The 20,817-nt window shown below is 68.0% G+C and carries 16 protein-coding genes and 2 pseudogenes; 5 read left to right on the top strand and 13 right to left on the bottom strand.

Annotation, left to right across the window (positions count from 1 at the left end; translation table 11 throughout):
* Positions 1-261: 261 nt before the first annotated feature.
* The 4 genes from ACFVYE_RS28020 to ACFVYE_RS28005 form a co-directional block, all read right to left on the bottom strand.
* Positions 262-753, bottom strand: coding sequence for a glycosyltransferase family 39 protein (locus ACFVYE_RS28020; RefSeq protein WP_389607602.1), 492 nt, complete (start codon positions 751-753; stop codon positions 262-264).
* A gap of 835 nt (positions 754-1,588) precedes the next feature.
* Positions 1,589-2,320: a dienelactone hydrolase family protein gene (locus ACFVYE_RS28015; protein WP_389607601.1), complete on the bottom strand. Its 732-nt coding sequence runs from the start codon at positions 2,318-2,320 to the stop codon at positions 1,589-1,591.
* Positions 2,321-4,644: 2,324 nt separating this feature from the next.
* Positions 4,645-5,037 (bottom strand): DUF4267 domain-containing protein, encoded by a 393-nt coding sequence (locus ACFVYE_RS28010; RefSeq protein ID WP_389607600.1) that lies wholly within the window; start codon positions 5,035-5,037, stop codon positions 4,645-4,647.
* A gap of 325 nt (positions 5,038-5,362) precedes the next feature.
* Positions 5,363-6,280: an alcohol dehydrogenase catalytic domain-containing protein gene (locus ACFVYE_RS28005; protein WP_389607599.1), complete on the bottom strand. Its 918-nt coding sequence runs from the start codon at positions 6,278-6,280 to the stop codon at positions 5,363-5,365.
* 121 nt (positions 6,281-6,401) lie between these two features.
* Here ACFVYE_RS28005 and ACFVYE_RS28000 point away from each other — a divergent pair, with 121 nt between their 5' ends.
* Positions 6,402-6,851 (top strand): winged helix-turn-helix transcriptional regulator, encoded by a 450-nt coding sequence (locus tag ACFVYE_RS28000; protein ID WP_389607598.1) that lies wholly within the window; start codon positions 6,402-6,404, stop codon positions 6,849-6,851.
* 1,830 nt (positions 6,852-8,681) lie between these two features.
* Here ACFVYE_RS28000 and ACFVYE_RS27995 read toward each other — a convergent pair.
* Positions 8,682-9,563, bottom strand: coding sequence for an endonuclease/exonuclease/phosphatase family protein (locus ACFVYE_RS27995; protein WP_389607597.1), 882 nt, complete (start codon positions 9,561-9,563; stop codon positions 8,682-8,684).
* A gap of 568 nt (positions 9,564-10,131) precedes the next feature.
* On the opposite strand from ACFVYE_RS27995, the gene ACFVYE_RS27990 reads away from it, so the two are divergent.
* The 4 genes from ACFVYE_RS27990 (at position 10,132) to ACFVYE_RS27975 (ending at position 13,864) form a co-directional block, all read left to right on the top strand.
* Entirely contained in the window at positions 10,132-11,133 is a 1,002-nt protein-coding gene (locus ACFVYE_RS27990) for a TniB family NTP-binding protein (RefSeq protein WP_389607596.1), read from the top strand.
* 84 nt (positions 11,134-11,217) lie between these two features.
* Positions 11,218-11,946 (top strand): SDR family oxidoreductase, encoded by a 729-nt coding sequence (locus tag ACFVYE_RS27985; protein ID WP_389607595.1) that lies wholly within the window; start codon positions 11,218-11,220, stop codon positions 11,944-11,946.
* 312 nt (positions 11,947-12,258) lie between these two features.
* Positions 12,259-12,924: a nitroreductase gene (locus tag ACFVYE_RS27980; protein ID WP_383978499.1), complete on the top strand. Its 666-nt coding sequence runs from the start codon at positions 12,259-12,261 to the stop codon at positions 12,922-12,924.
* A gap of 529 nt (positions 12,925-13,453) precedes the next feature.
* On the top strand, positions 13,454-13,864 hold the full coding sequence (locus ACFVYE_RS27975; RefSeq protein ID WP_389607594.1) for a hypothetical protein: 411 nt from the start codon (positions 13,454-13,456) through the stop codon (positions 13,862-13,864).
* 166 nt (positions 13,865-14,030) lie between these two features.
* On the opposite strand, the gene ACFVYE_RS27970 is transcribed toward ACFVYE_RS27975, so the two are convergent.
* From ACFVYE_RS27970 to ACFVYE_RS27935, 8 genes and pseudogenes are all read right to left on the bottom strand, one after another.
* Positions 14,031-14,690 (bottom strand): NADPH-dependent FMN reductase, encoded by a 660-nt coding sequence (locus ACFVYE_RS27970; RefSeq protein ID WP_389607593.1) that lies wholly within the window; start codon positions 14,688-14,690, stop codon positions 14,031-14,033.
* A gap of 239 nt (positions 14,691-14,929) precedes the next feature.
* Positions 14,930-15,282: pseudogene (gene tpg / locus ACFVYE_RS27965) on the bottom strand (telomere-protecting terminal protein Tpg); the annotation flags it as partial.
* A gap of 58 nt (positions 15,283-15,340) precedes the next feature.
* Positions 15,341-15,691: pseudogene (locus ACFVYE_RS27960) on the bottom strand (transposase); the annotation flags it as partial.
* 61 nt (positions 15,692-15,752) lie between these two features.
* Positions 15,753-16,001, bottom strand: a complete 249-nt coding sequence (locus ACFVYE_RS27955; RefSeq protein ID WP_389607592.1) for a hypothetical protein — start codon at positions 15,999-16,001, stop codon at positions 15,753-15,755.
* 43 nt (positions 16,002-16,044) lie between these two features.
* Positions 16,045-17,535, bottom strand: coding sequence for an NF041680 family putative transposase (locus ACFVYE_RS27950; protein ID WP_389607591.1), 1,491 nt, complete (start codon positions 17,533-17,535; stop codon positions 16,045-16,047).
* A 297-nt stretch (positions 17,536-17,832) separates the two neighbouring features.
* Positions 17,833-18,351: a S26 family signal peptidase gene (locus tag ACFVYE_RS27945; RefSeq protein ID WP_389607590.1), complete on the bottom strand. Its 519-nt coding sequence runs from the start codon at positions 18,349-18,351 to the stop codon at positions 17,833-17,835.
* A complete protein-coding gene (locus tag ACFVYE_RS27940; RefSeq protein ID WP_389607589.1) occupies positions 18,348-20,276 on the bottom strand; it encodes an ABC transporter ATP-binding protein in 1,929 nt (642 codons plus the stop codon). The genes ACFVYE_RS27945 and ACFVYE_RS27940 overlap by 4 nt, the downstream gene beginning before the upstream one ends.
* Positions 20,273-20,815, bottom strand: coding sequence for a TlpA family protein disulfide reductase (locus ACFVYE_RS27935; RefSeq protein WP_383975901.1), 543 nt, complete (start codon positions 20,813-20,815; stop codon positions 20,273-20,275). Before ACFVYE_RS27935 ends, ACFVYE_RS27940 begins: the two co-directional genes overlap by 4 nt.
* Positions 20,816-20,817 lie beyond the last annotated feature (2 nt).

Raw genomic sequence — 20,817 nt, 5'->3', positions numbered from 1 at the left:
CGATATGAGGGGAGACTAACGAGGGCCACTGACAACGCAGGTTGGTCCGCGGTGCCCTCGCGGCGGCCTGGCAGGGATCTTGGTGCTGCCGGGGACGGTGGGCGTCGCGCCCGATGGCGGGAGACGGTGCGGCCGACGGAACGTCAGCAGGGCGCTGCCCGGCTGCGAGCAGGACGCCGGCCGAGTGGTGCCCTCCGTACGGCGGGCCGGCTTCGCGGCACACTCTCCACGTCGACGGCTGGTATGAAGACGATGCCGACTTCATGCCGGTCTGGGGCGCTCAGGGATTCTACCTCGACGGTGACCGCACCTACGGCCGGATGGACGACCTCGTCGTGCTCGTCGACATGCGCACCGGTGCGGGGCGAGCGCCGACTCGCGAACTTCGACAAGTTCGCCCGCATGACGGAGATGGCGGCCGTCGAATGAGGGTCGACGAGTCGTTGAGCGCCGCGCTCGTCGCCCTCGATGCGACAGCGGCGAAACGGGCAGCAGGAGCACGATGTACTTCGCGTACATGGCCAGGCCGCCCACCGTGCCCGCCACGATCCACCACCTGCCGTCCCGCCTCAGCAGCGCGCGCAGGATGGCCAGTTCCAGGGCGCGCCAAGCCACCAGGTCCGCGCTGTTGGTGAGGACGTGGTGTCCGAAGAGCAGGACCAGGCAGGAAGTTCCCAGCCCGGCGAGGGCGCACGCGGTGAAGGTGGCGCGGACGATGCCGCGGCGGTCGGGTGCTGTGGTGGTGCGGGTCACGATGTGGTGCCTTCATCGGCGGCCAAAGCTTGTACTTGGGGCAAGTGCCGTCGTCCTTCTCGTCACAGCCGCCATCACAGGGATATCCCTGTTTCCCGGCGATGACACCGGCAAGCCACACGCACCCGCGACACAAACACCAGCCCCGTCGACAGCATCCAGCACTCCCCCGGCCCCCGCGTCCAGCACCCCCTCCACGAAGCCGGACCCCCAGGACAAGCCGGCACCGGGCCCGGCAGGCCACACCTCCCCGGGCAGCACCCACCGCACCACCCCCTCGGCCCCGTCCACACGCAAGCGCCCTTCCAACGGTCCCGCGCCGCGGCCGTCCCATCGGGAGCCGACCGTCTACGAGCCCCCACCGCCGGTCTACACACCCCCTCCGTCACAGAGTGAGGACCCCTTCCCGGAAGAGACCTGCTGGGATGTCACCAACGACTGCCTGTGACCCCGCTCTCCCGTGTGGCTTTGTTCACGAGAACCGGTTCTGGCACACATTCCGTGAAAGAGCTTGCCGGCTCTCGCCAGCAGAAGGCGCCCAAGTCATGTGAGCTGCGCGGACCACACGTCACCGGGGTCCGGTGAGCCGGGACTCGAGATCGCTCACGGAATGTGTGCCAGAACCCGAGAACCAACAGCGTCTGGACACGAGATTGGGCACCACCCGAAGCACTGCAGAAATCGAACAGTTCATGGCTTCGGGCAGCGTGGGCCCCAGCCGAGTTGGCAGGGGCCCACGGCACAAACAGCAGATGAGCGCCGGGACCTGTCATTGGTGACAGCATCGCCGGCACCGCCTACCGTCTACTGGCCCGGCGGCGGGGCCGACCCGCGGCTAGCTCAGATGCCGGGCGAAGAACTGGGCCGCGGCTTCCCCCGCGAACTGCGGGACGCCGGTGTGCCCGCCCATGTTGGCGTGCAGCGTCTTCTCCTTGGAGCCGAAGGCGTCGAACAGGTCCAGGGCCGCCTGCCGGTCGTTCCCTTCGTCGTCCCACTGCAGCAGGACGTGCAGCGGAATGGTGACCTGGCGGGCCTCCTCGAACATGGCGCGAGGGACGAAACTCCCGGCGAACAGAACGGCGGCCGAGATGCGCGGCTCGACCACCGCCAGCCGGGTCCCGATGGAGATCACTCCCCCCGAGTACCCGACCGGGCCGCCGACCTCGGGCAGTGACAGGAGGGCGTCCAGGGCGGCCTGCCACTCCGGGACCGCCTTTTCGACCAGCGGGAGGACGAGCCGGTCCACGATCTCCTCGTCGACCGGCTCGCCGGCCTCCAGCGCCCGGCGCAGGTCGGCGCGGGCCTGCTCGGCGGCGGCCCAACGGGGCCGGTCACCGCTCCCGGGGAGCTCGATGGTGGCCGCGGCGAAGCCGTCCGCCGCGGAGTGCCGGGCCCGCGCCGCCAGTCGGGGGTACATCTTGTGCAGTCCGCCGGGGTGGCCGAGCAGGATCAGCGGCGCCGGAGCGGATGCGGATCCGGGCGTCCACAGGATGCCGGGGATCTCACCGAGGGTGAATTCGCGCTCGAGGACACCGTCGTCGAGACGCTGTTCAGAAGTGAAGTGCATGGTCGTGCCTTTCGGGAGGGCTCAGAAACGGCGCTCCCGGACGACCTATCGCCCGACCGTGACCCCGGAGGAGAGCACCCATGTGAATACGTTCACGGGTACCACCTCCTCGTTCTCTCGCACGGCCTCCGGAAAAGTAGCAGTGGTCGCAGTGGTCCGCCAAACGGGTTCTTGCGCCGGGCTCCCTGGCCGGACGCCAAGGAGTCGGCAACCTACGCAAAGCTACTTGGGGCCTCATCGCGGCTTCCCGAGGCAAGCCCCTGCGACGGCGAGGCGCACTGGGGGCGCTGTCGTTTCTCAGGTTCTGACACACATTCCGTGAAAGAGCTTGCCGGATCTCGCCAGCAGAAGGCGCCCAAGTCATGTGAGCAGCGCGGACCACGCGTCACCGGGGCCCGGTGAGCCGGGACTCGAGATCGCTCACGGAATGTGTGCCAGAACCGGTTCTCGTGAACAAAGCCGGACGCGGGATGCCCAAGTAGACCGGCACCGAGAACCCGTACGGCTACGACCCCGAGACCAACACCGTCCGGGTCCGGCAACACGACCTGGCGCGACTGCTGCTGATGTTCCGATCGCTGGCCAGAGAGCGGCCGTCTGGTAGCTGGGACCACATGAGGGACTACGACCTGTCCTTCGAACGACTGGCAGACTCCGTCGACGCCGCCGCTGAGGCACGGCAGGGTGCCCGCTGGGAGGGCCCTGACCTCCGGATGCGCTGCACCACAACCGAGTCCGTCTACGACTGGCCGGAGGGTGCTCCCTACGACGGCGGGGCGGGTCACCTGGAACGTTCCGGGCTACGGCTCCCATGCCACCTCCGATGACTCCCAGGACCTGCTCACGTCGCTGTGCGGCTTCAGCTGGACGGAGGGGAAAGGCCGACGAATGAGCGGCTTGCCGGACTGCCGCGAATGCCGGCGCGAGGTCCAACTCGGTGCCGCACGCCCCTGCGGCACCCGGTAACCCGTTTGTCAGAGATACGCGTTGCCGCCCGGGTGGCAACTGGTGGACACGGTCGTGGCTGCGATGCGGAACGCCCTGACCCCGGCAGCGCTCCTGGCCGCCTACAAGTCGCTCTCCCACATGGTCAACCGCCTCAAGAGCCCTGACACGTTTGTGTGGCCGCTGAACTTCCCCGCCGGCGACATCCGGCCCCCGCGGGCCCGAGACGCTCGGACAGGCACCGACCTGACCCCGACCCGGACGGCGGCGAGGACATACCCGCCCCAAGCCCGGCCCGCCCTCCGGCTAGCCGGCTGAACGCCAAGACCTTCACCGACGAAGGCCTCCTCGACATCACCCGTTCGTGGAACGGGAGGCCTCTCAAACCCGTCGGCAAGCGACGTCACTACTGCTCGATAGAGCCACACGGTCTCACACCCCACCCCGCCCACCTGGGAAAACGGGGAATGAGCCTCGCAGCAGCAGGCCGGGCAGCAGCGGTGCCAGGACGTCGGTGATGTCGGCGTCTGATCTCCCCGGGCTCACCTTGCATTTGAAGGCGGCAGCGCCCTCTTAAGTGGATGGTGACCGCCTTGTGCTGTATCTGGGCGCGATATTCACAGGCATACACCGTGCACTGCTTGTGATTGTGCGAGCAGAAAGGCGCAAAGCCCTTTCACTCGAACGCTTAGGTACCACTTCGCCCTATGAATATGCGGCTGTGATGCCAGCAACACCGAGGAATCAAAAAAAAGATTCCGGAAGGGGTTGTATCCGCCGCCGAGGTTTGAGTTCATTGGTGAGCGCCCATCAGAAAGGGCCCCCAGCCCACTACTTGGCGGTGAGCGGCTGGAGGCCCAAGGCGCTGTGCCCTTCGGGGGTATCCGAGAGAGGAACAGTCCTTTGCCACGCAAGCGTAAGACAGTCATGCCCCAACACGACACCCTCGAGCGAGAGCTGATCTCGTTGATTCCGGTGATCGCTGTACTGTGGGCTGGAGCCGCACTCGTGATCACCAGCGCAGCTACGACGGCCGAAGCGGCTGGCTTCGTTGTCGCGATCCTTGCTGCAATTGGTTGGGGGGCCCACCGCAGGAGGTAGGGAACGGCTCCTGCTCACCTACGCCCCGCGATCCATCCGGCTTGCGGGGCGTGCATCTGTCCCATTGAGGCTCGCGTCACCCGAAGTACCCGAGCTCGGGATCGGGACGACAGTGTGAACAGGGCGCGACTTCGAGCAGCAGGCGGAGTGCCCCTGAGGCGCTCCGCACGGCCCCCGGAAGCAGACCTGCACTTTCTTCCCGCAGGCGGTGCGAGTTCAGCGCGCCTGTGGCAAGCCGGGCCCATTCCGGGGGCTGTCCTGCTGGGTTGGTGCGGACCTCAGGCGGCTGCCGGCCGCTCGCGCAGCAGCAGTCCCGCGGTCACGGCGACCGTCGCCGCAGCCAGTCCGTGGACGCCGTACGCGGTCGCCGCCGGGCCGCCTTCGTTCAGCACGATCAGCATGTCGCCGGCCGGGACGACGGCCATTGCCGCCATCGCCAGCCCGAGCGCCTTGCGCTGCCCGGCCAGCAGCAGCGCGAGTATCACCAGTCCGAAGCCGATGTCCCGCATGCCCTTGACCTGCAGGAAGCCCTTCCCCTGGTCCTGCGGCCAGGTCGGCACTCCGAACCCTTCGGCTGTCGCCTGCGGTGCGAGCAGGAAGCTGATCCCGGTGTAGAGGAGGAACAGGCCGCCGAGGACGGCGAGGACGGTGGCGAGGCGCTTCATGGTCATGGCGGGTCTCCTGAGGGTGTCGTACGGCGGGGCAGAACGGAACGGATCGACGGCGGGCATCGCATCGCCTCGCGAGGCATCGCAACCGCATCACTGACAGCAGGGAGCGGGCTGAGACTTCGTCTCTTGCCCCGCGCGTCTCGGCGTTGTCCCAACCGACGTCGTGATGGCTGGGGCTGCTGTAGCTCGCCGGTTTCGGCGATGCCGCCGATGTCGTGGCCGGGCCGGCGGTCGGCTGCGCGGCAGGGACCGGCCCCTGGCGTTGGAGGCTTGCGTCGGCAGGTGCCGGTGAGCCCGGTCGGCGGCGCACTCGGCGCCGGGCTGGTCAGGGGCAGATGATGTAGCGGCCGCGGAGGCCTCCCTTGGCGGTGGCCCGGTGGGCGTCGGCGGCCTGGTCCAGAGAGACGACCGCGTAGACGCGGGCCGAAAGCTCGCCCGAGGCGGTGCGGGTGAGGAGGTCGGCCAGTCGCGCGCTGTCGAAAACGGTGACCACGGAGGCGACCGAGATCCCGCGCTCGGCGGGCGGTTCGAGGCCTGGCCGCAGGCCGACGTAGGCTCCGCCGTCGCGGACCAGCTTGAGCGCTTTTTCATTCAACTGGGCGGGGTCGACGACTGCGTCCCATTCCGGCTCGGCGTGCGTGGTGAAGTCGGCGCCGAGGCCGCGGACGAACTCCTCGTCGCCGGTGCGGGCGAGCCCGGTCACCTGCCAGCCGCGTTCCCGGGCGAGGACGGCGACGTTCGCTCCGACCGCCCCCGCGGCGCCGGTCACCAGCAGCCGGGCGGCCCCGGCGGGCGCTTCGCCGAGCAGGTCGACGACCTGCGCAGCGGCCAGCCCGTTGAGGGGGACCGTGGTCGCGGCCAGCAGGTCCAGCTCGTCGGGGACCGGGGCGACGTCGGCCGCTGCGACCACGATCTGCTCGGCGTAGGTGCCGTAGTCGCGGTCGAAGCCGACCACCAGACCGGCCACCCGGGTGCCGACGGCCAGGTCGACGCCCGGCCCGGACGCGCCCACGACGCCGGCGAACTCCCAGCCCAGGCCCGTGTGCTCGGGCTGATCGACCAGCCCTATCGAGTGGAAGAAGCCCGCCGCGACGCCGAGATCGGTGGGGTTGACCGTCGCAGCGGCGATGGCGACGCGGATCTGGCCGGGGCCAGGATCGACGACGGGCACCTCGATGACCTCGATCGAATCGGGCCCGTTCGGGACGCGGACGACGGCGGTGCGGAAGGTGGGGGTGCCCATGGCTTTGTTCCTCTGCGGTGGGGTGATCGTTTCCGTGCTCCATGCTCGTTTTGTGGATTCCGCAGCGGAAGAAGGCACTTGAAAGTGCGTAAGCTGCCTCCAGGTACGGAAGGGGCGATCGATGTCAACGCAGACGGCGGCTCAGCAGCGGGCCGAGGCGAAAGCGAGCTACAACGCGTTCATGGACGGCTGCCCCAGCCGCCAGTTGCTCGACCGCATCTCCGACAAGTGGGTCGCGTTGATCCTCGCGGCGCTCGGCAGCGACGGCCCGCACCGCCCCGGGGTCGACCACGAAGACGGGCCCCGGGCGATGCGCTACTCCGAACTGTCCCGCCGGCTCGCGGGCGCCAGCCAGAAGATGCTCACCCAGACCCTGCGCTCCCTGGAAGTCGACGGCCTGGTCACCCGTACCGTCACGCCCACCGTGCCCGTCACCGTCACCTACGAACTGACCGACCTCGGTTTGTCCCTGAACCACGTCATGGCCGGCCTCAAGGACTGGGCCGAAACGCACATGACCGACGTACTCGCCCACCGCGAGGAACACCACCGCACGGCAGCCGAACTCTGAGTTTGCTGGTTGAACCTGCAGCCAGACGAACTGGGGCGTTCGGCGGTGTTCCGCGAATCGCGTCCGCGCCGGCTTCTCAGCGCTGCAGCGGTCGCGCGTCACTGGCACCGCGAGTCGCCGATGAGCAGGGCCTCGGGCCCTCGGCCGCCGGACATGGTGGATTCTGTCCCCGCCGCCGGTCGCGCAGTCCGCACGCAGCCGCAGCCCCGCCACCTTTCCCAGCGTATGCGGTCGTGCCCGAGCCATCCCCACCCGCTGCCCCTGTGCCCGGGCTCCGTTGTACTGCGCGCAGAACGCGCGGATTCTGAGGGGGTGGCACCACATCACCTCACCCCGGACAACGATCCGACTCCCGGCAGGAGACGCCAAGAGGGCGGCTACTCCTCGTCGTCCTCGTCGAGCCCGAGCCCAGCCGCGTCCGGGTCGCGCAGCGGGCGCAGGGCGCCGGCGGCTGGGACGCTGGCGGTGAAGCTGTAGCGGCCGAGCAGGTTCAGGTTCTTGTGCTTGAGCGGGGAGAGCCGGGCGATGTGATCTTGCCGAAGGTGAACTCGGGGTGTGTGACGGATGGCAGGTTGGGCCGGACATGTGGGACGTCATGATCACCCGGGTACAGGCTGGGTCACCTTTCCGACCACGCGGACAGGCCCGGGAAACGTGGGACGCGGCTTTCCGCACCTACGGCGAAGCGGTCGAGGCTGCAGGCATGACAGTCGTCCGCCGTAACGCGCATTGCGTCGTGGTTCGAGTGCCCGTGCCTGCCACGCTGCGTACGATCGTACTGGCACGGCGGATTGGCTCGCTGGATTCGTTCACTACCGCCGTTGCATTCGATGGGTTCGACACCATCGGGGGAACCGTACGACTCCGGTCCGCCGAAGCCGGCGCCGCTGCGTACGAAGTGCGGGATCACACCGGGCGCGTCATCGACGCTGCGCAGAATGACCGTCAGTCGGCCACTTCATCACTCGCGCACTGGTACGGACTACCCACCCCTGTCGAGTACATCGAAGAGAGCCGAACACAGCAGCTGGCGGAGGCGGCCCGAGAGCGGGCACCGCCGCGGAGCAGGCCGACGTCCCGGCCCGGGGAGAGGGAAAGGATGAAGCTTCCCCTTGATCACGGACAGCCAGGGTCGACAGGTCGCGACGTTCCGGATCCGCGCCGGGTTCGCGTAACGGGTCGGGAGACCTCCCGCAGCATCACAGCGGCCCGGCCGCCATCGACCGGCTCGGGCGGGCGGCCAGTCCCGGCCGACCGCCATGACGCGCAGGAGGCGGCGGCCGGCGAGGAAGCAGAGGTCCGGTTCGGTCGCCGACGGCCTTGGGTGACCCCCGGCCGATCCGGCTGGTATGTCGGCACTGCGGCGTAGCGTGCAGTCATGAAGTACACGTTCATCCGCGGTTCCGGCAGAGCAGGTCCGGAGCCTGCCGACACGCGACACCGCGCTCCTGCTCCTGGAGCACCTCGCCGGGGCGACAGGCTTCTCCACGTACCGGGGGACGATCGGCGCCGCCCGCGAGGCGTTCCAGGACGAGCCTGACGAGGCGGCGCTCCTCGACCGGCTCTCCGACGCGTGGGCCTGGCTGGAGACGCAGGCACGAGCTCTGTCTCACAGCCTCATACCCTCCCAGTTCACCGCGCCTACCTGCGGAAATGGGGTGTGTGGCTCATAGCCTGCCAGCCTTCGGCAGGTTTCCAGAGCCTGCTTCACCACACTCAGCGGACTCCTACTCAACGACGGTGTCGGGCACCTCTGGCGTCTCCTTGATCATCAGATCCGCCATTGATGAGCCAGTCCCTCACGTGGGAGTCCGTCCGGCTTCGGGGCTGTTACACAAACCGGCAGGGGTCCGTTGAGGGCGCCGATGCGGTCACGTCACTGACCACGACACGATGGTCCTCATTGCGGGTGTTACGTAGATAGCAGGCCCGCGAGTTGATGCCCTGGTGCAGCAAGTAGTCGAACTTCTTGCCCGAGCCTTCCTGGGTGCCGTTGCACTGCTTGCTCCATGTCTTGCCACAGAAGGGATCAACGTCCCGGTAGGCAGGGCGCTGTTCCCATACCGGCTTCATCTGGCTGCTGTCCCAGGGCTGGGTGTTGAAGTCACCGCCCACCAGTGTGCGCCGGTAGGGACGCGCTGCAGCGATCAGTTCCTTTACCTGCTGGGGCCGAGTTGCGGCGCCACGAGCACTGTTCAGGTGCGTGTTGAAGACCTGCACGGTGCGCCCGGCCAGCGTGGTCGTGAAGGTGCTGTAACCCCGCTCCTCGTTGTCCTTCACGGTGTACGGGACGGTCTTGTAGTTGCTGAAAGGCGTTCCCTTGGCGACGAGAACGGCCTGGCCGTTCCCTGACGGGCACAACAAGTGGTAGTTGGCCGTTCCAGGCCTGAACTCGTAGTGCAGGCCGTCCCTTTTCAGCTGTCTAACGGCCGACCTGATCTCGCCGTGGCACGATTCCTGCAGCAGCACGATCTGGGGCCTGAACTTCCTGATCTGATCCCTCAGCAAGGCCGGTCCGCTGAAGATGTCTTGTCCGTGGGAGTTCCAGGTCATGACCCGGTCCGGGACTACTGCCGCCTGGGCGGCCGGTTCGGGGGCAGACTCAGCACCCGATCCGGTGCCTTGGGCATAGGCGGGGGTGATCAGTCCTGCCGTCATCAGCAGTGCCAGTGCCACCTTTGCAGCCAGAGCAATACGCCGTGAACTCTTCACCTTGTCTCCTCTTGTGAACGGTGGTGCTTGAGCTGCCCACGGGCCTTTGGCGATCTCATCTGCCAGCGGCGGGCGGCTTGTGGCGGAAGCGTGCTGCCGCTGTCGTGTACGGCGCAACAGGTTCAGGCGTCCGGGACATCGGGCAGCCTGTCCGTGCTGGTCATGGGGTGTCCGGGGCTCGTCCGGGACACGTCCGGATCCTGCCCGTGAGTCCTGTACGGCTGCTGACGCTGTGCGGGCAGCTCCAGGACGCCGGCGTGCAGATCGAACTCCTGGCACCTCACCCCAGCTGCTATCGATGCTGGGGCGCAACCGGTGAAAGGCGCTGCTCCGTTCGATGGAATCGTGCTTGTGTCGCCCATTCTCGTCGGGTCGGCTGCCTCATCACGTGGACCGTAAGGGGCTGAGGCATGCCCCGTACCGACTGCCGCCCGATCCGGCGCGAAACGGGCGCAAGGAGCGTGGGACTGCTCCAGCCTGTACCACCAGCGTCACCGGATTCACCCACGCCAGTGTCTCTATTCGCATGCCGGAGGATCGGGCAACGGCATGCCGAAAGGACACTGCTATGCCCGCCCACAGTTCCTGGCACTCGCGCAAGCTCCGCTACTGGGCCGAGTGCAGCGGCCGTTCCCGCCGGACCGGCCTCGGGGGCAAGGCCGGTGCGCCGGAGACCGTCTGCGGCGTGGAGGAACGCCTCGCCTACCACTCCGCGTTCGTCACGGTGCGGACCCCGGCGATCGACACCCTGACCACCGGCGTGCGCACGCTGATGATCCTGGGACGCCACCTGCAGACCACCGCACGGCCCTCGCTGGTCGTCACCGGCCCGGCAGCGGCCGGGAAGACCACCGCGCTGCTCCACGTGGGGCGCGCCTGCCACCTCGCCCACACCCAGCAGCACCCACCGGCCGCCACCACGCCTGCACCGGTGCCGGTCGCCTACGTCCTGGTACCGCCCGCGGCGACAGCAAAAGCCATGGCCACGGAGTTCGCCCGCTACCTGGGCATCCCCGTCACCACCCGCATGACCCAGGCCCAGATCACCGACGCCGTCTGCCACACCCACAATCGTGCGGGCGTGCGTCTGGTACTCATCGACGAGATCCACCGGCTCAATCCGCGCACCACGACCGGCGCGGAAACCGCCGACCCGCTCAAAGACCTCACCAAACGCATCAAAGCGACATTCGTGTACGCGGGCATCGGCGTCACCACCACCGCCTTGTTCAGTGGGGTGCGCGGGGCGCAACGGGCCCCACACGCCTGTCTGGTGGAATGCGGGGCGTTCTCGGCACGGCTCGGCACACGCAAACCCTTCAGAGAGCTGATCGCGGGAGTAGAGGCCGCGCTCGATCTCCGGACACACCGGGCCGGGACACTCCCCCGCCGCGCCGCCTATCTCCACCAGCGCACCGCAGGGCGGATCGGGAGCCTCACCCGTCCGATCCGCCAGGCAGCGATCACGAGCATTCTCGACGGCAGCGAACGCCTCACCAGAACCAGCCTCGACCAGGTCCGCCTGGACCACCTCGCCGAAACCCACCACCACACCACGCGAGGCCGCTAACCCAACCCACACCGGGACTCGATACGCACCCGCATAGCGGTTCATGTGCCATATTGCGCACGTAATCCCGACGAAAGGCATGTCATGAAGATCGCAGTCATCGGTGGTACCGGACTGATCGGGTCGCAGGTCGTCAAGAACCTGAACGCCGCCGGACACGAGGCGGTACCGCACTCGAAGTCCACCGGAGTCGACATCATCAGCGGCCAGGGACTGGACGAGGCGGTGACGGGAACCGACGTCGTCGTCAACCTGACGAACTCCCCGACCTTCGACGAAGCCTCCCTTGCCTTCTTCCGGACCTCGATGGACAACCTCCTTGCCGCGGCCCACAAGGGCGGCGTCGGCCACTTCGTCATCCTCTCGATCGTCGGCGTGGATCAGGTGCCGGAGCTGGACTACTACCGCGCCAAGGCGCTCCAGGAGAAGATCCTCGCGGCCGGGCCGATCCCCTACTCGATCGTCCGGGCCACGCAATTCATGGAGTTCATGGACGCCGTTCTGTCCTGGACCACCGACGGCGGCACCGTCCGGCTGCCCGCCACTCCGATCCAGCCGATCGCGTCCAAGGACGTAGCCAGCGCGGTGGCGGAGGTTGCCGCGGGCGCCCCGCTGAACGGCATCCGCAACGTCGCCGGCCCCGAGATCTTCAGCCTGGACGAGCTGGGCCGGATCACCCTGTCCCACAAGGGCGACAACCGTACCGTCGTCATGGACCCCAGCGCCGGCATGTTCGCGGTCGTCAAGGGCGACGTCCTCACCGACAAGAACGCCCACCTCGCCCCCACCCGCTACACCGACTGGCTCTCCTGACATCCCCGCCTCCCGCGTGTCCTGTCCCAGCCCGGCAGTCTTTTCGTTGCGCGCCGGGTGTCGCGGCTTGAGTCGGATGGGGATCCGGCTGCGGTCCCCCGATCCCAGGTCAGGCGGAGGGCGGGGGACTCGCATGCAGCCATTCGGTCCCACCGGGATAGACGGGCCACGGCTCTCGGGGTGGGACGGGCCTGTGGACGTCGCGACGGTCGACCGCCAGCCTGGTGCTGTGATGCGCCGATGCCGGTGGGCCCAGCGGTCCCGGATTGTCACTGAATGGACAGGTGGAGCAGATGAGGGAGGCGGATGATCTTGGATGTCTATGAGGCCGTCACGAGCCGACGGGCGGTGCGCGGGTTCAGCGACCAGCCCGTTACGAGGCAGGTGCTGGAGCGGGTCCTGTCCGCCGCGGCTTGGGCGCCGTCCGGATCGAACGTCCAGCCGTGGTGCGCCTACGTGGTGACCGGTAGGCCGCTGGCCGAGCTCAAGAGGCGCGCCGGTGAGCGCGTGGCGGCAGCCGACCCCTGGGACGAGCGGGAGTACGAGATGTACCCGCCCGCACTGAGGTCTCCGTACCATGAGCGCCGATCTGCCTTCGGCCGTGAACGCTACAGCGCACTTGGTATTGGGCGCGAGGACTGGGAGGCGCGCCAGAGGGCTGCCGCCGCGAACTGGGACTGTTTCGGCGCGCCCGCCGCCCTGTTCTGCTACATCGACCGCGACATGGGCCGGCCTCAATGGTCCGACGTCGGCATGTATCTGCAGACCGTCATGCTGCTGCTGCGCGCCGAAGGGCTGCACAGTTGCCCGCAGATGGCGTGGTCGGTGTATCGCAAGACTGTCGCGGAGATCCTGTCACCACCGGACGAACTCATCCTCTTCTGCGGCATGTCGATCGGGTTCGAGGACGCCACGGTGGGTTACACCCGTACGGGCCGGGCGCCGCTCGACGAGACCGTCACGTTCGTCGAGGGGTAGTTTTGCGACTGCGTGACGATCACGGTCGGCCGGGACGCCATCCTGATCGACGACGACACCGGCTTTCTGGCTTGATCGCGAACTCACACCCCTGAGCATCCAACTGGTCAGCAGGCCCTTCTACGTGAGCGATGCGTGAGCGGATGGCCGAGCACGAGTCGTCATGAGGCGGATCGCACCTCAGGTCCGGACTCACCCACCACACCCCCGCCAGGACTTCGCACCGGGCAGGCGAACTCTTTCTGCTCAGCGGCGCGCGCTCGTGCGATGGGCAGGTCATCCATTGATCGCAGGGAACCGTGCCGGCACAGCACCGACAGCGCGCGGGATACCGTCGCAGTACCGCCGTCGCCCCCATCCCGTTCGCCGGGCTCTCAGCGCTGGGCGGGGTGTGACGCGCTGCGGACGGCGTGGTGGCATGGGGGCATGGAGTTGCGGGCGTTCGTGGCGGTGCTGGAGGAGGGCGGGCTGTCTGCGGCGGCGTGGCGCCTGCACGTGAGTCAGCTGGGAGTTCGACGGGCTGCTCGTCGTGCGGGAGAAGCTGGGTGTACTGCTGGCCGCGGAACTCGCCGGGCCCGGCGGCATCGCTCTCGACGCGCTTATTGGCCTGCAATGGGTCGGTTTTCCCCGCTCGGGCAGCCCCGCTTGGTACGACGGGCTGACCGCGATCCTGCGTGGCCACGGCCTCGATCTCGGTCCGGAGGCTCCGCAGGGGCAGGCGCTGATCGCGGATGTGAAGCTGACCGCGGGTCGCGTCCGGGAGAGCCTTTGCGCTGGCTCCGCCCGGCTGGCAGCAGCCGGCGCCACGGCCGAGGCGCTCGCCGAAGTGCGCACAGCCTTTAGCGCCGTCCCGAACATGGGGGTGCGCATCGCGACGCGCGGCCGCACCGCCGATGCGGTTCCGCCGAGGGCGGGACTGCCCAGCGAGAGAACAGCGTAGCCCGGCCGCCTGGAGCCGCTTGCGCTACTCGCGGAGCTTCTTCTTCTGCGCCTCCGCCTTCGACACCGGCTCCTGTCAGCAGTTCGCCGGACTACTCCGGGTGCGCCTGGACACCCCGGCCCGGCGGAATATCAGCTGACACCAGGCGCTGGCCCCTCGGCCGGGCTCATTCCTCGGCCCGTTGGGTGATGGACGCCTCGGTACGGTCGCCCAGGAATTCGTACCACCGGCGCTCCAGACAGACATAACGCACATCGGCTTCGACGAGGCCGAGGAAACCGGCCACGGTTTCGGACAGACGTTGCTGCAGCCCCGGGTCGATCAGCGTTCCGTCCTCCGCGAAGGCCTGGTAGCTGTTGGCAAGGCTGAACATGTCCGGGTAGACACGGGTACCCAGGTGCTCCAGGGGGACCCTCAGCGCCCACAGCCCTCGGTTGCCGCCGACCAGGGACGGCGAGGCGGAGACAAGCATCGCGTGCTTGGTCTTGAACGGCTGCGGCCGCACACGCGAGACCCAGTCGATCGCGTTCTTCAGCAGGCCCGGCACGGAGGCGTTGTACTCGGGGGAGGAAATGACGAAGGCGTCGGCCTGTTCGATCCGGTCACGCAGCAAAAGTGCGCCGTCCGGCAGCCCTTCGGCGGCCTCCGCGTCACCGTCGTACAAAGGCATGCCAAATTCGTGCATGGCAGCGTGGTCGACGGTGGCGCCGGTGTCGGAAATCAGCCGGGCCACGAGCGACGCGAGGCGGGCGTTGGATGAATCGGCCCGCAGTGCGGCGCCGAAGACGAGCACCCGCAGCGGGCCGGGCTGGGCCTCCGTGGGCATGTGGTACGTCCTTTCGTCGCAGGGGCCCGCGCTTGGCCCGGGCACCACGCGGACCATTGGTTCCATGGTGAGGCCTTCACCCTCCAGGGGGCCGGAAGAGCTCGCCCGAAGGAGGTAGGAGCCCAGGCACCGAACCGTCCGCTGTGACCTGCGGGTCAGAGCACTTCTCACAATCGCTTCACCACCGCGCTGAAGCTATCAGCGGTTTGATCTTGGCTAGTGGTGGTTCTTGCAGCTCGGTGCCGGATGCGGTCCTGGTCCGTGGACCCGATCGGCGCGGTGCAGCCGAGGCGGGCGCGGGTGTCGATGACGATGCCGCCGGTCGTCGTCGCCTTCTGCCGGGCCTTGGCCTGGATCTGCGGCTGCCACCGCTTCTTCACCTCGCGCTCCGCGAGGTCATTGCGGGGGTGCTTACCTTGCCCGCCACGTACCGCTCCACCTGCCGCTGGGAGATCCCGAGCAGTTAGGCGACCGCCTTCGTGCCCTTGAGCTGCTTGATCAGGTGCCGCATCTGCGGGCCCGCGTTCTTGGGCGCCGGGCGGGTGAACGCCTCCTGCACCGCGGCGTCCAGGCCGTCCCCGAACATGCTCACCGCCTGCCTACTCCCCTACTCGCCGTTGTCGGCTTCGGTGACGGTGCCGTCAGCAACCCCCTTTTGCCGCCCGGACGCTGACAGAGTCGATCGCGCACCGCGACCAGTCCAGCTCGCCCCGGGCGCCGAGTTCATCCAGGACCACGCGGTGGAGCCGGGCCCAGACCCGGTCCCGGCTCCACTGAGCGAACCTCCGGTAGACGGTCTGCCAGGCCGGGCCGAACACCGGCGGAAGCTGCCGCCACGTGCAACCCGAGGTGGCCACGAAGATGACCGCGGCCAGAACCTCACGGTCACCGGCCCGACGTCGGCCCCCGCCCTGCGGACGCTTCACTTCAGTGGGCGGCACCACTCGCCGGAACAGAACCCACAACTCATCCGGCGCCAACCGCTCAACCAGATCCTTCATGCACGGTTCAACGAGCGACAACCCCATAAGAAACGACGTCTAAGCTTGTCGTTTAACCCCATCAGGGGGTGACGTAGTCGCCCCAGCCGAAAGTGGCGACATAGGCCCGTCGAACTGCTTCCCTGCCGCGTCCACCCCTGATGTGGATGACGGTGAGCGCGAGGATGAACCAGGCGGTGAAGCCTCCTGCAACGATCAAAGTCCAGCGAGCGCCGGAGAAGCTGGCGACAACGATCAAAGCAATGATCGTCACGGCCAGTCCGATGTGACCGCCGCCGATATCCGTGCTGGACCTGTTGCCGCCTGTCATGAGAGCCCCTACCGAAGATCACGCTGTCCTGCGCCAGAGCAGATTACGGGGCTCCGCCGATGGTGTCAGTACCGCTCCCGCGACGGGGTCTGGTGCCTTGCTTGTGGTGGGCGGGGCGGCTGTATGCCTTGCCGGTGGCCAGGACTCTGCCCACGTTGTGACGGGTGGCCGGGCGGCGTTTCTTCGAGCCCGGTGGCCTGCCTGGCCCGGGCCGGGCCGGTTTCGGTGCACCGGCTGGGGTGCCGGCCTTCGCCCGCAGGTTTCTGAACCCTCTGCGGACGCGGGCGGGTGTCAGTTTGTTCGGCTCCGTCGGCTTCTCCCAGGGGCGCCGCAGGTCCGTGGCCAGCGGTCGCGCGAGCCGGAGTTGGGCATAAGCAGCGATCACCAGCCAGGTCCACCGGTCAGCCGCTTCCGAGCTGCGGAGCCGGGGTTTGGTCCAGCCGAGGGTCTGCTTGAACAGGCGAAAGGTGTGCTCGATGTCGAAGCGGCGGAGGAAAGATTGCCAGCAGCGGTCGACATCCGCTGCGGTGGCACCGGTGCCCGACCACCACAGCCAGACCGGCTTGTTCACCCCGCCGGACGGCAGCTTCTCCACGACCAGGCGGACCACGGTGCCTTCGATGATGGGGAGCGGGCCGTCATGGTCGAGCCATGCGGCCCGGCGGGTCAGCCTCGGATGCAGCCGGTCCCATGCCTGCGCGGTCGCTCTCCCGTAGAGCCGGGTGTCCGTGGCCGTCACCGCCTGCTCGACACCCCAGGTGGCGGGGTCGCCGAACACGAACTCGCCGCCGTGCTTGGGCGGTCGGCCGCCCTTTGGGTCGTAGACCCGCAGCGGTGTCGGCCGGCGCATCACCCGATCGGAACGGAGTCGGCCGAGGATCTCGACGGGCAGTCCGGACAGCAGGTGGGCGATGCGCGGGGCGTCGTATCCGGCGTCCAGCACGACCAGGACCTCAGGGTCGCCCGGCTTCCACTGGCCGACGGTGACGAGCCGCTCGACGACCTCGCGGATCTGGACCGTGGTGACCGCGGCAACGTCGGCGCCGGGCTCCAGGCGGACCGCGTCCAGCACCGCCGTCCAGGACGTGCGGCCGGTCTCCAGCGCGGCCACCACCGAGTACGGCCAGCCGGGCACCATTTGGTGCTTGCCCTCACCCCGGCCGAACGTGTGGCAAAAGGCCCGGTCAGCACACGTGCTGGCGTCCGGCCGCAGCCACGGCGAGACGTCCACCGCCAGCACCAGCCGACCGTCCGCCGCCCTCGGCAGCGGCATCCCGGCCAGGGCGCGACGCAGCCGGGCGACATCGATCCGACCCTGGTTGAGCCCGCCGTACAGAGCTCCGTGCCCACGGCGGTGTTCAGGCGCGAGCGCGAGATCGACCAGTGTCCGCACCGGCCCGTCCGTGCACAACAGCGCGTCGCATAACTCGAACAACGCGTCGCCCCGCGCGGTCAGACACGCGTACAACTCCGACCGGAAGTGTGACACTTCCGCGAACGCATCCCCAAGGACGCCCTGACGCACCAGACTCACGACCACGGCCTTCGCATTCCCATGCCTCTGTGACGGAGCACAGGATCAGACGAAGGCCGCCCTCACGTCCGCTGAAATGCGAAAACGCCGATCAAGTTCGAGCCGCGTTCGACGCCGGACCATAAACGATAAGCTAAGGGCTGTCCCGTAATCCCTGGTGGATCAGCGTGCGGCATCAGACGCGGTGCATCGCAAGGCGGAGGGACGCCCTAATACTGGGTGTATTCGGGCGTTCCGACAACGCGGCGAGGTGCCGTGGCTGTCGTCGCACGCCCGCCAGGGATTACGGGACAGCCCTTAGGCTCGTCGGCTCCTGAACAGCACGGTGCCCAATACGCGTTCTGCCTGGAAGTACCCGGCCTGCCGGGAGTCGTAGCTCGCCGCGGCGTTGTCACCGAGCAGGACGAGCTTGCCGACCGGAACGGTGCTTTCCGGCGTCTGCCCCCAAGTGGCCACCTGGTCCGGCGGCACCGGGTCGCCTGGCACGGCGGCTATCCGTTTGATGAGCCAATGCCGCTCGGCGAGCGGCGCCGGTCCGGCTGGTCGGCTAATGGGGTGTGTGGTCCATCGCGGTCCTTTCCGCGGTCGCTCCACCACGACCACCTGCCCTACGGCGAGTTGCCTGCCTCGGAGTACGAGGACCCGGTCCCCGTCACGGAAAGCTGGTTCCATGCTCGAGCCCCGAATGGTGACGGATACGACTTTTCGGCGGAGCAGGGAGATGCCTATGATGGCCAGCAGCAGAGCGTGCTTCCAATCGCATAGGGAACTCAGGTCCGGAATGACCGTCGGCTCCCGTCTCGTTGGTGTCCTCATCGCAGCCCCGTGGCGGTGGGTTCGTCCTTCTCGGCCGACTGGTAACCGACCGCCTGCATATCGAACAGCCGCGCGTACTCTCCGCTGGCGCCCATCAGAGAACGGTGATCTCCCTGCTCGACTATGCGTCCCTTTGCCAGCACCACAATGACGTCGGCATCGCGCAGGGTACCGAGCCGGTGCGAGATCAGCAGACTGGTCCGGTTGCCGCGGTGTCGCTGCAGGGACATGTGGATCTCGTGCTCCGCCTCCGCGTCCAATCCGGCAGACGGCTCGTCGAGAACCATCAGATCCCGGGAGTTCCGCAGAAACGCCCGGGCCAGGGCTAGCCGTTGCCATTGGCCACCCGAGAGCACGACGCCGATGGCCGGATCGTCCTGCCGGGATTTCATCAGCCACTTCCGTGATAAGAGGGTGTCGTAACCGAGGGGCAGCCCAGACAGTTTCTCGTGCATGCCGGCGCGTTCCGCAGCCGCATGGATCTGCTCGGGGGCGTCAAAGGCTTCCAGGTCACCCAACCCGATGTTTTCCGCAGCCGTCATGTCGTACGACATGTAGTCCTGGAAGGCGGCGCCGATTCGCAGGCGCAGCTCCGCCGGGTCGATGTCGCGCAAGTCCACGCCGTCCCAGAGAATGGCGCCCCGGGTGGGGTCATAGAACCGGCAGAGTAGTTTCACCAGGGTGGATTTTCCGGAACCGTTCAACCCGACGAGGGCCAGTGCCTTGCCGTGGGGAATCGAGAGGTTGACGCCGCGAAGTACCCATGGGTGTTCCTCGGAGTAGCGGAACCACACATCCCGGAACTCGATTTCTCGCCGCAGGGGGGGCAGGGGGCGCGGTGAGACAGGCACGGGTAGGTCAGGCCCTGCTGCAATCACCCAGTGATAGTGGTCGAACATCATCAGCGCCTGGTGTGTACCCGCGAGGTGTCCCGCGACCGCGACCAGGGAAGCCTGCACTCCGGCTACGGCCGCGATGAAGATCGTAATATCCCCGACCGAGAGTCTACCCGCATGGGCCGCGGTGACCGCCCAGATCAGACCACCGCCGGAGACGAGCGCGGCGAACAGTATGAGGGCGGACTGGACGAAGGTCTCGCGCCGGTCCACGTTCCGTCGTGCGGAGTTGGCGGCGCGCCGGTCGACGAGCATCCTTCCCTGGAGGAAAGAGCCGATTCCGTACAGACGCACCTCCTTGGCCGCATCAACGCTGGACAGCAAGCCGCTGTAGAAAGCCTCGCGTCGTTCCGTGGGGCCGATGTCCCAGGCCAGGTGAGCACGCCGCCGGGACAGGGTGAGCTCGGCCGCGAGTGCCGGTGCACCCGCCACCAGCACCAGCGCCGTCATGGTGGGGCTGAGAAGGTAGAGCGACCCGAGAAAGCCGCTGATGGTGATGGCAGCCTGCCCGAGGCCCAGGGCCCCGTTCACCACCTGGTTGGGCACCATGCCGCTGGCCTGCTGGGCGAGGCGCAGCCGGTCCAGGAAGTGCGGACTCTCAAATCGACCCAGGCCGACGAAGCTGTTCACTGCCGTGAACAGCCGATCCTGGGCGAGGAGACCCACTGCGCGGTCCATCTCTGCCCGCAGGTATTGGGCCGCCTGCGGCATTACCCCAGCAGCAACTCCCACTGCGGCCAGGCCCGAGGCCAGGCGGACGAGTGTTGCCGTCGAGGAACTGCTATCCATGAGGCCGTCCAGCGCCAGTTTCGTCAACCAGGCCGTCACCACGGGCAGCGCCCCGACCGTGAGCGTCACGACGACGTAGACCGTGAGAAGCCCGGGTGCCGCCTTCACCGCGAGCGCGCCGGCCCGCGCAGCGTGTCGCAGGGGACGTAGGAGGGACGCCCGCCGCAGTAGCGTCCCGCCTGCGGGGTCTGCCCCGAGCGCTCCTCCGGAGACGGAAGCCGATGCACAAGACCGGGTCATGCTGTCACAGCGGTCGGCCGGTCCAGCTGCACCCGGTTGTCCGCCACCACGAGTCGGCCATCACCGTCCCTCTCGACCCGCAGGACTGTCGGATAGGACTGCGCCTTGAACGCGGCGCTGAGCGGGCCATCGTGCTCTTCCACCACCACCCGTGCCACCGGGCCGAGTGCGGACACGAACCCGGCTGACTGCGCAGGGTCACCGATCACTACGGTCAGCACTCCAGTGCGTCCGCCGGGGTAGTGCCGTGCGTACTCCACGAACTTGGGCAGCTTGTCCCTGCACGGCTCGCAACCGGGAGAGAAGAACGCGACCAGTGTCTGCTCGGGCAGCAGCCCGGGGAGCAAGTGCTCGCCGTCGACCGTCGACGTCTCGAACTCACTGATCTCCGAGCCCACATCGATGCCTCCCGCAGGCCGGCGCGTGCTTGCGAGTAGTTCGGTGTGTTCGTGCAGCCGTTTGATCACCCCCAGGGTGAGAGCTAGGTCCAGCGCGCAGAGCGCCCCGACGAGGACTACGGCAGCAATGAGAACGGGCATGG

The organism is Streptomyces sp. NPDC058239 (genome assembly GCF_042882185.1).
Lineage (GTDB): Bacteria > Actinomycetota > Actinomycetes > Streptomycetales > Streptomycetaceae > Streptomyces.
This window is presented reverse-complemented; position numbering and strand designations above follow the sequence as displayed.